This is a genomic window from Vibrio profundi (genome assembly GCF_005281835.1).
Taxonomy (GTDB): Bacteria; Pseudomonadota; Gammaproteobacteria; order Enterobacterales; family Vibrionaceae; genus Vibrio; species Vibrio profundi.
On the sequence record NZ_RZIS01000005.1, the window covers coordinates 330,445 to 346,066 of the forward strand.

General features: G+C 42.0%; 9 protein-coding genes. All 9 read left to right on the plus strand.

The window, feature by feature from the left end:
• Nucleotides 1-107: 107 nt before the first annotated feature.
• The 9 genes from ELZ11_RS14980 to ELZ11_RS15020 all read left to right on the plus strand — a co-directional run bounded on the left by ELZ11_RS14980 (nt 108) and on the right by ELZ11_RS15020 (nt 15,621).
• The gene (locus ELZ11_RS14980; protein WP_137358226.1) at nt 108-770 is read left to right on the plus strand and encodes a hypothetical protein; all 663 of its coding nucleotides are present in this window, start codon (nt 108-110) and stop codon (nt 768-770) included.
• Nucleotides 771-962: 192 nt separating this feature from the next.
• A complete protein-coding gene (gene pepN / locus ELZ11_RS14985; protein ID WP_137358227.1) occupies nt 963-3,569 on the plus strand; it encodes an aminopeptidase N in 2,607 nt (868 codons plus the stop codon).
• A gap of 83 nt (nt 3,570-3,652) precedes the next feature.
• Nucleotides 3,653-3,871 (plus strand): DUF2835 domain-containing protein, encoded by a 219-nt coding sequence (locus ELZ11_RS14990; protein WP_137358228.1) that lies wholly within the window; start codon nt 3,653-3,655, stop codon nt 3,869-3,871.
• Nucleotides 3,872-4,090: 219 nt separating this feature from the next.
• On the plus strand, nt 4,091-8,935 hold the full coding sequence (locus ELZ11_RS14995; protein WP_137358229.1) for an NAD-glutamate dehydrogenase: 4,845 nt from the start codon (nt 4,091-4,093) through the stop codon (nt 8,933-8,935).
• 247 nt (nt 8,936-9,182) lie between these two features.
• Nucleotides 9,183-10,193 (plus strand): quinone-dependent dihydroorotate dehydrogenase, encoded by a 1,011-nt coding sequence (pyrD, locus tag ELZ11_RS15000; RefSeq protein WP_137358230.1) that lies wholly within the window; start codon nt 9,183-9,185, stop codon nt 10,191-10,193.
• A 158-nt stretch (nt 10,194-10,351) separates the two neighbouring features.
• Nucleotides 10,352-10,903 carry a cell division protein ZapC gene (locus ELZ11_RS15005; protein WP_137358231.1) on the plus strand — a complete coding sequence of 184 codons (552 nt, stop codon included), beginning with the start codon at nt 10,352-10,354 and terminating at the stop codon, nt 10,901-10,903.
• Nucleotides 10,904-11,349: 446 nt separating this feature from the next.
• On the plus strand, nt 11,350-13,470 hold the full coding sequence (gene rlmKL / locus ELZ11_RS15010) for a bifunctional 23S rRNA (guanine(2069)-N(7))-methyltransferase RlmK/23S rRNA (guanine(2445)-N(2))-methyltransferase RlmL (RefSeq protein ID WP_137358232.1): 2,121 nt from the start codon (nt 11,350-11,352) through the stop codon (nt 13,468-13,470).
• Nucleotides 13,471-13,484: 14 nt separating this feature from the next.
• Nucleotides 13,485-13,727: a glutaredoxin family protein gene (locus ELZ11_RS15015; RefSeq protein ID WP_137358233.1), complete on the plus strand. Its 243-nt coding sequence runs from the start codon at nt 13,485-13,487 to the stop codon at nt 13,725-13,727.
• Nucleotides 13,705-15,621, plus strand: coding sequence for an ABC transporter ATP-binding protein (locus ELZ11_RS15020; RefSeq protein ID WP_137358234.1), 1,917 nt, complete (start codon nt 13,705-13,707; stop codon nt 15,619-15,621). Before ELZ11_RS15015 ends, ELZ11_RS15020 begins: the two co-directional genes overlap by 23 nt.
• Nucleotide 15,622 lies beyond the last annotated feature (1 nt).

Sequence of the window (15,622 nt, forward strand, 5' to 3'; positions counted from 1 at the left end):
CTCGCTTTTTTTATTTTTATCAGCCGTAAAATTAAGTGATTTAGATCAAATATTTCGCGTTATCCAAATTCCGTGCCTAAGCTTAAAGAAAAAGCGAGGTGACGCTTATGAAATGGATGTTAATACTTCTCGCCTGTATCAGTTTAGGCGCAGCGAGCAATGAAAGCTCAGCACCAAATGACTTGTCTCATTTTGATCAACCTTTGTTATTAGGGGATTGGTATTTAGTCAATCAGAATCCTGACTCCGGTAATGAAAACTTCTTAGCGATAAAACTTAGTTTAGACTCCAATTACTCATTCAAAATTGATATTCAAAAGAAAGATTTTAGTGTCGATCATTGGGAAGGTTTGTACACAGCCAATGAAGACACCATAATATTAGGGTTAGACTCGTCCGAGCCACAAATTTATGCGTATACCAGCAACCATAATATGCTGAACCTTAATGGGGTGATGTTTACCAAGGCGCTTCCTAATGCTCTAGCCGGAATTTGGTCGAGTCAACATCTGGCAGGTGACGATCTTCTAGCAAGCAATGTTCAGAAAATGGATCTCATTTTGCAGCCTGATTTCGTATTCATGTTTCGGGTATCGGACAATATTGGCGGAGAGGCGATTCATCGTGGTGTGTACTATACCGAAGGAAACCACCTCGTGCTTTTATATGAAAATGGCGAGCATGACACAACCTATACGCTAAATAGTGATGTATTGACCCTAGAAGGTGAAGAAGGTGGCATGTACGCGGTACTAAATCGAATACGCTAGTAACAAAATATGTCGCAGAAGCGCATATAATCAGACTTTAATAAGTAGGTTGTGCATTAAACTAGCAAGTTTGCGAGGTATTTTTCAAAAATACCTCGTTTTTTTATTTTGGGTCTTGTGTTCTGTTGTCTCAACCCTTAGATATAGACAAGATAAATGTTTTTCACATGAATGCTCTAAAAGGACTAAGAAATGGCACATACCCCTCAAGCCAAATATCGTAAAGATTATCAATCTCCCTCTCATACTATTTCAGATATTGACCTGACTTTTGATTTATACGATAACGCTTCAATTATTACGGCAGTATCGAATGTTAATCAGTTGAAAGACAGCTCAACGTTGGTCCTCGATGGAGAAGGTTTGAAGCTTGTTTCTGTTTCAGTAAACGGAGAGGCATGGGGGCAGTATGAGCAGTCAGAAACGCAGTTGACTTTGAACTCGTTACCTGAAAAGTTTGAACTGACAATAATTACCGAAGTTGATCCAGAGGGTAACAGCGCACTAGAAGGGCTATACAAATCTGGTGGCGCGTTCTGCACCCAATGTGAAGCTGAAGGTTTCCGTCGTATTACGTACTACATGGATCGTCCCGATGTATTAGCAAAATTTACAACGACCGTTATCGCAGATAAAGCGGCCTACCCATTCTTATTGAGTAATGGTAATAGAATGGAGTCAGGTGATCTTGAATCTGGACGCCATTGGGTTAAGTGGCAAGACCCACATCCAAAACCAGCTTACCTTTTTGCTCTCGTAGCCGGTGACTTTGATGTACTTCGTGATGAGTACACGACTCAATCGGGCCGTAAAGTCGATTTAGAAATCTTCGTTGACAAAGGGAATTTGGATCGCGCAAATCACGCAATGGTTTCACTGATTAACTCAATGAAGTGGGATGAAGAGCGTTTCGATTTAGAGTATGACCTAGATATCTACATGATTGTAGCGGTAGACTTTTTCAACATGGGTGCGATGGAAAACAAAGGCCTAAACATTTTCAACTCTAAATTTGTACTTGCAAATGATCAGACTGCAACAGATACCGATTACCTAGGTATTGAAGCCGTAATTGGTCATGAGTATTTCCATAACTGGACTGGTAACCGTGTGACTTGTCGCGATTGGTTCCAACTAAGTTTGAAAGAGGGTTTAACCGTATTCCGCGATCAAGAATTTTCATCAGATTTGGGGTCTCGTGCGGTAAATCGTATCAACAATGTCCGTATAATTCGTGGTCCGCAATTTGCGGAAGATGCTAGTCCAATGTCTCACCCCATTCGCCCAGAAAAAGTTATAGAAATGAATAACTTCTATACTTTAACGGTTTATGAAAAGGGCAGTGAAGTTATTCGAATGATGCACACCTTGCTTGGTGAAGATGGTTTCCAAAAAGGGATGAAACTTTACTTTGAACGCCATGATGGCACAGCAGCAACTTGCGAAGATTTCGTTGCTGCGATGGAAGATGCGTCTGGTGCCGATCTGAAACAATTCCGTTTATGGTACAGCCAATCAGGTACGCCAACGGTTTCCGTTACTAGTGAGTATAATTCGGAAGCGAAAACATACTCTCTGACTGTGAACCAGAAAACTGAGCCAACACATGAGCAGCAAGAGAAACAGGCACTTCATATTCCATTTGATATTGAGTTATATAAAGCTAACGGTGAAGTTGTAGAGCTACAATGTAATGGCCAAGTGGTTAATAATGTATTGAATGTAACCAAGCAAGAACAAACATTTGTATTTGAAAATGTTTCAGAGCAACCAATCCCGTCTTTGCTGCGAGAGTTCTCGGCTCCTGTAAAACTTATTTATGATTACTCAGACGAAGAACTGATTTTCTTGATGGTGAATGCGCGTAATGATTTCGCTCGTTGGGATGCCGGCCAGATGTTGATGGCGAAGTACATTCGTTCGAATATTGAGAATGTTCAACAAGGCAAGGCTTTTGATTTATCTGACGACGTTATAGATGCATTCCGTGGGGTATTACTGAGCGATTCTCTTGAACCTGCTTTCATTGCAGAAATGCTAGCGTTACCAAATGCAAACGAAGTCGCGGGCTGGTTTGCGCAGGTTGATGTCGATGCGATTTCTTCTGTACTAAAACAAATGAAAGTAGCGCTAGCGACAGCCTTAGTAGATGAACTTGGAGCGGTTTACCACAGCCATGAACAAGCTGAGTACACTGTTGAACATGATGCGATTGGCAAACGTACATTGCGTAAAATCTGCTTGAGCTATTTAGCGTTTACGGAATTAGGTAATGATTTAGTAATCGCACAATATGAATCAGCGAATAACATGACAGATACTATTTCTGCGATGACTGCTGCAAATAGTGCCCAACTGGCGTGCCGTGAAGCTTTGATGTCTGACTACAGTGACAAGTGGAAGCACGATGGTTTGGTTATGGATAAGTGGTTTGCACTGCAAGGGTCAAATCCTGATGCTAATGTACTTGATGTGATTAAAACATCAATGGATCACCCTGCATTTAGCTTGAAAAATCCGAACCGTACCCGTAACCTAATTGGTTCATTCTTAACGCAAAACCCGGTTCAGTTCCACGATAAGTCGGGCAAAGGTTATGCTTTCGCTGGTGAAATATTACGTGAGCTAAACAGCAGTAACCCACAAGTTGCATCGCGTCTAATCGATCCGCTGTTAAAGTATCGTTTGTACGATGAAGAGCGCCAAGCACTGATGAGAAAAGAGCTTGAAGCTTTGAAAGCAATGGACGACTTAGCTAAAGACCTTTTTGAAAAGGTGACGAAAGCACTAGAAGCCTAATATTTACGTGATGCAAATTGCGTTCAAGGCAAAGTAACAAGGATGGTGCGCTGAGGTGCACCATTCATTTTTTGAGAAACTTTATGAACTACTATCGTTTCAGTCTTAACATTTCTTATCAACATTTCCTTTCTCATTATTCGGGAGCGGCAAGTAGCGTTCAGGTAGTCACTGACAACGGAATTCGTTTACAGTTGCCTGCAACTCGATTCAGACCATTTCTTACACAAATAGGCGTTAAAGGGCAGTTTAGACTAACAACTGACCAAAATAATAAGTTTATAAAGTTGGAAGCTCTGTGAAGCTAATGAAATCCAGAGACTTAAAAGGAATCTTAATCACATAATCAAACATTTCACCTCTCTCCCCCCTTAAAATTATTAACTATTTCTCAATAATGCTTTTACAATAAATAAATGCATTACCCATTGCTTAGTTAGCTTTAATAAAACCTGAATTTTTACAAGTTTTCTGAGTGAACCCCCTATAATAAAATACAATTCTAATTGTGGAGTGTGACTATGACCGCACGTGAAACTGTGGTACCGGTTTTACTTGAAAAAGTGTACAAACTAATTCAAGACAAACTTGACCTTGCTCATCGACCTCTAGTAACGCAACTTGCTCAACATATGTTTAGCAATGTTTCTCATGACGACCTATTCCAAAGGAACGAATCTGATTTATATGGTGCGGTAGTTAGCCTTTGGCACCATATTAACGAAAAGAAACCCGAAGATATTTCGGTTCGAGTGTTTAACCCAACGGTTAGCCGTCAGGGTTGGCAATCGACACACACCATCGTTGAAGTTGTAGTGCCTGATAGTCCATTCCTTGTGGATTCAGTAAAAATGGCACTGAACCGTCTAGACCTTTCTTCTCACCTTATGCTACACAACCCAACCCAAATTCAACGTTCAGATTCTGGCGAAGTAGTTGGCGTGAATAGTGACGCAGGTGTTTTCCAATCTCTGTTCCATATCGAAGTAGACCGTCTAAGCAGCAAAGCTGAAATGACGGCACTGAAAACAGAACTACTGGATATATTCACAGATGCTGGTCTAGTGGTAAATGATTGGCTGTTAATGGTCGAGCGATTAGAAGAAGTAACGAATCAAGTTGAAGCGCAAAAATCAAATATTCCAGTAGATGGCGAGCGCTTCGATGAAACTCTAGCCTTCTTACGTTGGTTAGGTGATCACAACTTCACTTTTATGGGTTACAAAGAGTATGACCTAGTGAATGTTGATGGTGATACTGAGCTACGTCCAACAGAAGAAAAGGGCTTAGGTCTGTTTGCTAAACCAGAACGAGTAAGAAGCGTGAAGCTTTCTGAATTCTCTGATTCAGCGCGACTAGAAGCGAAAAAGCCTTATGTTGTTATCGTAACTAAAGGCAACAAGGCGTGCCGTATTCACCGCCCAGCTTACACGGATTACATTGGTATCAAGAAGTTTGATTCAAAAGGCAAAGTAATCGGTGAGCACCGTTTCACAGGTCTTTATACGTCTGCTGTTTATAACCAAACTGTAGAAACTATTCCACTAGTTCGTGAAAAGGTTGAACGTATTCTTGATGCGAGCGGCTACCGTGACGGGTCATACTCGTACAAAGCGCTTCACAACATTCTAGAAAACTACCCTCGAGACGAGTTACTTCAAGCTCGTGAAGAAGAGCTACTAGAAGTAGGTACAGGCGTTGTACAAATGCAAGACCGTGACTTACTTCGTCTGTTTGTTCGTAAAGACCCGTTTGGTCGTTTCTTTAGCTGCATGGTTTACGTTACTAAAGATCGTTATAACACAGAACTGCGTCGTCAAACTCAGCGCATCCTTAAACAATATTTTGGCTGTGAGCAAGAAGTTGAATTCACGACTTACTTTTCAGAAAGCCCACTAGCAAGAACACATTACATCGTACGTGTTGATAACAACAACATGGACGTAGACGTTAAGACAATAGAGCAGAACTTAATGGAAGTATCTTCATCTTGGGATGATCGTTTATCTGAGTCAATCATTGCTAACTTTGGTGAGAGCAAAGGTTTACCACTTTCTAAAGAATACATGCGTGCATTCCCTCGCTCTTACAAAGAAGACATGATGCCAGGTTCTGCGGTTGCAGATATCGAGCGTCTAGAAGAGTTAAGTGAAGATAACAAGCTGGGTATGCTTTTCTACCGCCCACAAGAAGAAGCGGCAGATTCAAAAGCGGTTCGCTTAAAACTGTTCTACCACAGTGATGATCCAATTCACCTTTCAGACGTAATGCCAATGTTGGAAAACTTAGGCTTACGAGTTATTGGTGAATCTCCATACGAAGTTCGTAAAACAAACGGCTGTACGTATTGGATCCTCGATTTCTCTATGCTGCATAAGAGCGAAGAGACTGTTGATTTACGTGAAGCTCGTGATCTTTTCCAACAAGCATTTGCAGCAATTTGGGCTGGTGAATTAGAGAGTGATGGTTTTAACCGGTTAGTATTAGGTGCTGGCCTATCTGGTCGTGAGATTTCAATTCTACGTGCGTATGCTCGTTACATGCGTCAAGTAGGTTTCCCATTCAGCCAACACTACATTGAAGAAACACTTTCTCAGCATACCGATCTTGCAAAAGGGTTGGTGGCATTATTTGAGAAACGCTTTGATCCTAAGTTCAAAGGAAGTAAGAAAGGACAAGCCGACCTGATCAAGAAGATCACTGAACAACTGGATAAAGTAGAAAGCTTAGATGATGATCGTATTATCCGTCGTTACATGGAAATGATCACCGCAACGCTTCGTACTAACTATTACCAACTTGATTCTAATAAGCAGTTTAAGCCTTGGCTTGCTCTGAAAATGAAGCCAAGTGAAATCCCTGAGATTCCAGCTCCAGTTCCTGCATTTGAAATTTTCGTATACGCACCAGATATTGAAGGTGTGCACCTACGTGGCGGTAAAGTTGCTCGTGGTGGTCTACGTTGGTCTGACCGTCAAGAAGATTTCCGTACAGAAATTCTTGGTCTAGTGAAAGCACAACAAGTTAAGAACACAGTAATTGTTCCTGTTGGTGCTAAAGGTGGTTTCGTATGTAAACGCCAGCACACTATGACTGGCCGTGATGAAATCTTCGCAGAAGGTCAACGTTGTTACAAACGCTTCATCCGTGCACTATTGGATGTATCAGATAACATCATTGAAGGTGAAGTTATCCCACCTAAGAGTGTTGTGCGTCACGATGAAGACGACCCATATTTGGTTGTTGCTGCAGATAAAGGTACTGCAACATTCTCAGACTTAGCAAACTCTGTATCGGATGAATACAACTTCTGGTTAGGTGATGCATTTGCATCTGGTGGTTCAAACGGTTACGACCATAAAGCAATGGGTATCACAGCTAAAGGTGGCTGGGAATCTGTTAAGCGTCACTTCCGTGAGATGGGCATCAACTGCCAAACTACAGATTTCACTGCTATCGGTGTGGGTGATATGGCGGGTGATGTATTTGGTAACGGCATGTTGTTGTCGAAGCATATTCGTCTTCAAGCTGCGTTTAACCACTTACACATCTTTATTGATCCAAATCCAGAGTCTGCATCGAGCTGGGAAGAGCGTGATCGCTTGTTTAAACTTCCACGTTCAAGCTGGGAAGATTACAACAAAGAGCTAATTTCTAAAGGCGGTGGCATTTTCTCTCGTAGATCGAAATCAATCCCACTAAGCCCAGAAATTCAGAAAATGCTTGGTACTAAGAAGTCATCGCTAGCACCAAATGATTTGATCAAAATGATCCTATCAATGGAAGTGGATCTGCTTTGGAATGGTGGTATCGGTACTTATGTGAAAGCATCAACTGAAACGCACACTGATGTAGGTGATCGCGCGAATGATGTGCTTCGTATCGATGGTAACAACCTAAAAGCTAAGGTTGTTGGCGAAGGCGGTAACTTAGGTATGACGCAGCTAGGTCGTATTGAATACGCTCTGACTGGTGGCCGTGTTAACACTGACTTTGTAGATAACGTTGGTGGTGTGGATTGTTCGGATAACGAAGTTAACATTAAGATCTTCTTGAATGGCCTAGTGTCGAATGGTGATCTTACAGTTAAGCAACGTAACCAAATTCTTGAATCCATGGAAGAAGAAGTAGGCGAGATCGTATTGGATGATGCGTACTGCCAAGCAGAGTCTATTTCTGTTACTGAGCATCAAGGTGTTGGCTTAGTGAAAGAACAGATTCGCTTCATCCATACTATGGAGAAAGCGGGTTATCTAGATCGTGCACTTGAGTACATTCCAGATGATGAAACCTTACTAGAGCGTGAGAAGCAAGGCTTTGCATTAACTAGACCTGAACTATCTGTACTGGTTGCTTACGGTAAGATGGTACTGAAAGAAGATCTAGTGTGTGATGATATTGCTAATGATGAGTTCCACGCTCAGCAGCTAACGCAATACTTCCCAACTGAGTTACGCCGTAACTACTCTGAGCACATGGATAACCATCCACTACGAGCAGAGATTATCGCTACCGCACTTGCTAACCAAATGGTTAACGAGATGGGCTGTAACTTTATCACTCGTCTACAAGAAGAGACGGGCGCTGATATTGTTGATATCGCAAATGCGTATGCGGCTTCTCGCGAGATTTACGGGCTAGGGGAAATCCTTAAAGAAATCCGTGCACTAGATAACGTGGCAGGTTCTGATGCTCAATACGAATTGATCTTCCATGTTCGTCGTACTATGCGCCGCCTAACACGCTGGTTACTACGTAATCGCACTGGTAAACAGTCCGTGAAAGCACTGGTTGAACTTTACCAAGGTGATGTTCATGCGATTACCGAAACACTAGACGACATGCTAGTTCAGTCTGAAGTAGAAGAGCACAATATCATTGCTCAAGCTTGGATTGATAAAGGTGTTGGTGAGAAGCTGGCGAATTTTGTCGCTCGTTTGTCTAGCCTATACTCAGCACTGGATATATCCACAGTAGCCCGTGAAACGGGTAAAACTGTTCAACAAGCGTCAAAATTGTACTTTAACTTAGGTGATCGCCTATCACTTCATTGGTTCTTGAAACAGATCAACAGCCAAGCTGTCGATAACAACTGGCAAGCGTTGGCACGTGCGGCATTTAGAGAAGATCTGGATTGGCAGCAACGCCAACTAACGGGTCAAGTTCTTAACTGTGGCTGCACGACAGAAGAATTGGATGTGATTAAAGCGCTTGATGAGTGGATGGAAACAAATTCAATCTCTCTACATAGATGGGAAAGCATCTTGAATGAGTTTAAAGTTGGTTCAGTACATGAATTTGCAAAATTCTCAGTCGCTTTACGTGAGTTAATGTTGTTGAATCTAAACTGTATGTCTAACGACTAACGTTTAGGCAAAGACGAAAATATACGAGGGCAGGCCAGTTGGTCTGCCTTTTTCGTTTAGTACTTAGTGGTCGAGTTTTATCGGTCCTAGTTTTGGCAAAAAACGGTAACGTTTGCTTAATAAAGAACCTCATTCGTTATCAAACTCGACTATCTTCTCCTTACATACAGTAATAGATTGAATAGTTGCATAAATAAGTAAATAATATCGCCCCGTTTACACGGGGCTTTTTTCTACCGGAGGCACAATGCTTTACCGTCTAGCCAGAACTGGCTTTTTTCAACTTGATGCCGAAAAGGCACATGATCTTGCAATTCAAAATTTCAAGCGATTCACTGGTACTCCACTTGATCTTCTGTACCGCCAGCAATTACCAAACCGACCTGTAGAATGCATGGGTCTAACTTTCAAGAACCCAGTAGGCCTAGCTGCAGGTTTAGACAAAAATGGCGAATGTATTGATGCATTTGGCGCAATGGGTTTTGGTTTTGTCGAAGTAGGGACTGTGACACCTCGCCCTCAAGCTGGTAATGACAAACCTCGTTTGTTCCGTTTAGTCGAAGCGGAAGGCATTATTAACCGAATGGGTTTCAATAACCTTGGAGTGGACAACCTTGTCGAGAACGTCAAGAAGTCTAACTACGATGGCGTGCTGGGTATCAATATCGGTAAAAATAAAGATACACCGATAGAAAAGGGTGCTGAAGACTACTTGATCTGTATGGAAAAGGTATATCAGTACGCAGGATACATCGCGGTAAATATTTCTTCTCCAAATACTCCTGGTCTTCGCTCTCTTCAGTATGGTGAAGCTTTGGATGAACTTCTTGCTGAATTGAAGCTAAAGCAGAAAGAACTTGAAGAGAAACATAGCAAATATGTCCCTCTTGCTTTAAAGATCGCACCGGATCTAAGTGATGATGAAATCACCCAAATTTGTGAGTCATTGATCAAGAATAAGATCGATGGCGTGATCGCAACTAATACGACTTTAGATCGCAGTATCGTTGAAGGTATGAAACACGCTAATGAAGCTGGTGGTCTAAGTGGCCGCCCGGTTCAATCTCGCAGCACTGAAGTGGTTCGTCGTTTACATGAAGAGCTTGGCGATCAACTACCAATCATTGGGGTAGGTGGCATCGATTCTTATGTAGCAGCAAAAGAGAAGATGATGGCTGGCGCTAAGCTAGTTCAAGTTTACTCTGGTTTTATATATCAGGGCCCAGGCTTAGTTCGAGATATTGTAAAAAACCTATAGAAGCTACAGTGTAACTATTTGAAGTTACAAGTTTTAGGGGCAAAAAGAGGAATTCATTTCCTCTTTTTTTTTGTCTTTTCGTTAGTAGAATTACGTTTATTAGGAAGGTAATTAAGCGTTTTACCTAGAGAAACATATAATCAGTGTGAGACGATACAATGCTTAAACCCAGCGATACATGGAGTTGGTACTACGACGAGCAACACAGCTCGTTAATGCTGAATCTTGGGCAAGATATGTTGTTTAAAACTAATCTCGTCAAGAAAACGCTGGTGCAGTGTGCATTTCAAGATAACGAATTCACTGTAGATGATGCATCTTCCTATCAAACCTTTAAAGAAAAAATCAGTGGTTTGGACCTTTCTGAACCTAGACAGGCAGAATTGACGTTGTATTGCGTTGCCGCTAAGCGATTCCATAAGCCTGTTCAGCCAAAAAGCTGGTTTTTTGATACTCAATTTGATAGCCATGAAGAACCTCAAGAAGGTGATATCGTTCGTTTGAGTAATGACCTGAGTCAAGGGCATTTTATCGTCCTAGAGGTAGGGGACAGCTCCAGTTTGTGCGCCTTAATAGAGCTAGAAGAATTCAGTTTAACCAGCTCAAAATCATTGAGGTTTGGTGATTATATTAAAGTCATGCATGACCGAATGGTTTGCGCCAATTCACTTGTTAATAAAAATAATCCTCCGATGGCCTTAGTTGGCTAAGCATTCATCTCAAAATATTCATTCCTGTGTTATTTAATCAGCCTTTCGGCTGATTTTTTTTACCTAAAATTCAGGGTGATCATAGTACTTCTACTATTCATCGCTGATAAATGGGAGCAATAGCACGCTTTTTATCCATACATTTACGCGATTCTTAAGCCGCTATAGTTGGTATTTTCCTCATAAATTCCCGTTTTACCTTCATATGTAGCTAACTTACACCTCTATCTCGTTGCTGGTATATACCAATTTTGATTCGAATATTTATGCATTTGGTGGTTTTGTGGGTAAAGAAGTACTTACTTCAAAAGGGTTTGGTCCTTTTAGCCGTCTTGTTTATTTGCTGAGCGTTTACTGTCTATATCTGAGAAAAGAATACGTTAGTAGGATGATTGACAAGGAAAGTGAGGTATAATTGAGGTCATTTTTATCAATAAAAGAACACTATGAATCAATATCTAGCGGTTACCTCAAACGGCCTTGAGAATTTACTAGTTGAAGAACTAACCCAATTAGGGATTACGAACGCAAAACCAGTCCAAGCGGGCGTTAAATTCAAGGCGACCAATGAGCAGATCTACCGCTGTTGTTTGTGGAGTCGTCTAGCCTCTCGATTTGTGCGTGTTTTGTCTGAATTCACCTGTCAAGATGACATGGATCTTTACCTTTCTACGACAGCAGTTAACTGGGTAAACCAGTTTCATAGCAGTAAGCGTTTCGTCGTTGATTTCAATGGTACTAACCGGGAAATTCGCAATAGCCAGTATGGTGCGATGAAAGTTAAAGATGCGGTGGTCGATTGCTTCGAGAAAAAGAGCTTACCTCGTCCATCAATCAGTAAAGAAAACCCAGATGTACGTATTCATGTGCGCTTACATCGCGATAAGGCGATTTTAGGTGTGGATATGGTAGGTAGTGGTTTGCACCAGCGTGGTTACCGACCTGAATCGGGTAGAGCGCCATTAAGGGAAACCTTAGCTGCTGCTATTTTGCTTCGTAGTGGCTGGGATGAAACCAAGCCATTCTTAGATCCAATGTGTGGTTCTGGTACTTTGGTGATTGAAGCGGCGATGATGGCGGCAAACATGGCTCCAGGCGTAAAGCGTCAGAAATGGTGTTTTGAATCACTGGAAGACTTTGATGCAGAACTATGGGCTGAAGTGAAAGCAGAAGCGAACGTTCAAGCTCGTCGTGGTGTTAAGAAAGTTGAATGTAAGTTTTACGGATACGATAACGACAGTCGCGTTATTCAGGTAGCTCGAGATAACGCTCGACGCGCTGGTGTTGCAGATTTAATCGAATTTGAAGTTGGCGATGCCGCTTTGGTGAAACGTCCGGCTTCGTTTGAAAACGGCGTGATCGTTTCAAACCCACCATACGGCGAGCGTTTAGGTACAGAGCCTGGGTTGATTGCCTTGTACACCGCTTTTGGTGCTCAACTGAAAGCCGAATTTGGTGGCTGCAATGCATCAATCTTCTCTAGTTCTGATGAGCTACTAAGCTGTTTACGCATGCGCGCCGATAAGCAGTTCAAGTTGAATAATGGTGCGTTACCTTGTCACCAAAAGAACTATTCAATTTCAGACAGACCTCAAGAAGACCGCCCAAACAAGGATAGCGAATCTTTGATCGCACCAGACTTTGCTAATCGTCTCAAGAAGAACATTGGCAAAATAGGTAAGTGGGCTAAGAAAGAGCAGTTAGACTGTTACCGTATCTACGATGCAGACCTCCCTGAATACAACGTTGCTATTGATGTTTACCTGGATCATCTTGTTATCCAAGAATACGCAGCACCGAAAAATATCCCTGAAGAGAAAGCGAAGCGTCGTTTAACTGATATTATTCGTGCAGCTATCCAAGTGACTGGTGTAGAGGCGAACAACGTAGTGCTTAAGGTACGCCAAAAGCAAAAAGGACGTTCTCAGTATCAAAAGCTGTCTCAAGAGTCGTCTCAGATGGAAGTTAATGAATACGGCGTGAAACTTATCGTTAATCTTCATGACTATCTTGATACCGGGTTATTCTTAGACCATAAGATTACACGCCGACGTTTAGGCGAAATGGCGCAAGGTAAAGATTTCCTTAACCTGTTCGCATATACAGGTAGTGCAAGTGTGCATGCTGCAGTCGGTGGTGCTCGTTCTACAACGACTGTTGATATGTCTAATACCTACCTTGAGTGGGCTAAAGAAAACATGACATTAAATGGCCGCGTGGGACGACAGCATCAATTTGTACAGGCAGATTGCCTTCAATGGTTAGCGCAAGCGTCAGGCTTGTATGATCTGATTTTTATTGATCCTCCTACGTTCTCTAACTCAAAGCGTATGGAACAAACTTTTGATGTTCAGCGTGATCATATCCAGCTTATGGAAAACTTGAAGCGCATCTTAAGGGAAGAGGGTACGATTGTATTCTCAAACAATAAGCGTCATTTCAAAATGGATCTTGAAGCGTTAGAAGCTCTAGGCTTATCTGCTCAAAACATATCTTCTAAGACTTTGCCGCTGGATTTCTCTCGTAATAAGCACATTCATAACTGCTGGCTTATCACGCACAAATAGAAAAGGAATATCGAGTGCTGACTTTATACAGTACTGAAGGATGCCATCTTTGTGAGATGGCATTTGAACTTACGAAACAATTGAATATTAGTGAACAGGTTGAAGTTGTGGATATTGCGTTCGACGACGCATTGTTTTCTCGTTACGGCGTAACGATTCCTGTGCTGAAATATCAAGAGTCAGAATTAAATTGGCCTTTTGGCCTTCAAGAATTACAAAATTGGTTAGATGAAAATGGCATTACTTACCATTCATAATGGGCAATTAGCTTTTGGTGACCATCCTTTATTGGATAAAGCCGACTTTGCTTTGCAAGAAAATGAGCGTGTGTGTTTAGTAGGTCGTAACGGAGCGGGCAAATCAACCTTAATGAAGGTGCTTGCCGGCGAAATCGTTATGGATGACGGAAAAATGCAAATTACTCAAGATGTAGTCGTTTCGCGATTAGAACAAGATCCTCCTCGTAACGAAGAGGGAACGGTTTATGAGTACGTTGCTGGTGGATTGGCAGAAATTGGCAAACAGCTAAAGATCTATCACGATCTATTGGATCTTATTGCGGAAGATCCAAGCGAGAAGAACATTAATCGTTTATCTCGTGTTCAAGAACAACTTGATCATGCCAATGCTTGGCGTTTTGATGATCGTGTTAACAATGTGTTGGGTGCACTTAAGCTTTTACCAAATACTAAGCTGACTGATCTGTCAGGTGGTTGGCAACGTAAAGCGGCCCTTGCTCGCGCTCTTGTGTGCGACCCTGATGTATTACTCCTTGATGAACCTACCAACCACTTAGATGTAACGACAATTGAATGGTTAGAAGGATTCTTAAAGGATTTCCGTGGCTCGATTATCTTCATTTCTCACGATCGCGCATTCATTAAGTCAATGGCGACACGTATTGTCGATCTCGATCGTGGTCAGTTAAGTTCGTTCCCGGGTGATTACGAAAACTATCTTGTTGAGAAAGAAGAAGCGCTCCGTGTAGAAGAAATGCAAAATGCTGAGTTTGATAAGAAGCTCGCCCAAGAAGAAGTATGGATTCGCCAAGGAATCAAAGCTCGTCGTACGCGTAATGAAGGCCGCGTACGTGCGCTGAAGAAGCTACGTGAAGAGCGTTTAAACAGACGTGAAGTGCAGGGTAAGGCGAACATTCAAATCGATGAATCAAATCGTTCTGGCAAGATTGTATTCGAAGCTGAAAATATTAACTTTGGTTTTGAGGGCAAGGATATTGTTAAAGACTTTAGCTTTAACATTATGCGTGGTGACAGAATCGCTCTTATCGGACCTAACGGCTGTGGTAAGAGTACCGTTCTTAAATTGCTATTAGACCAGCTTAAGCCTGACTCTGGTCGTTTACACTGCGGTACCAAGTTAGAAGTTGCCTATTTTGACCAGTATCGTGAAATTCTAGACCCTGAAAAGTCGGTTATTGATAATTTAGCGGATGGTAAGCAAGAAGTAACCGTTGGCGGTCGTGAGCGTCATGCGTTGAGCTACCTGCAAGATTTCTTATTTTCTCCAAAACGCGCTCGTACTCCTGTTAAAGCCTTGTCTGGGGGGGAGAAAAACCGCCTGTTACTTGCTCGTATTTTCCTTAAATCAAACAATCTTTTGATTCTAGATGAACCGACTAACGATTTAGATATCGAAACATTGGAACTTTTAGAAGATTTGCTTGCCAACTATCAGGGGACGTTACTTCTAGTAAGCCATGATCGTCAGTTCGTAGATAACACGGTAATGACAAGTTGGATATTCGAAGGTGAAGGTGTAATTGAAGAGTTTGTTGGTGGTTATCACGACGCCCAGCAACAAAGAAAACAGGTATTACAGTCTCGCCAGGTCGAAAAGCCAGCTAAGCAGGTAAAAGTAGTTGAGGAAACTCCCAAAACTGCACCTGCGAAAGTTAAGACTAAGAAGTTATCTTATAAGCTACAGCGAGAACTAGAAGCGCTACCTATGCGTTTAGAGGAATTGGAAGCCGAAATTGAGTCGCTACAGGAACAGGTGAATAGCCCTGAGTTTTTCAGTAAGCCTGTAGACGACACCAAAGTGATATTAGATAAGCTTGCTGCTACTGAGCAGGAGCTTGAAGTTGCCTTTGAGCGTTGGGAAGAGCTCGAAGCACTACAACAGGAAAGTTAAT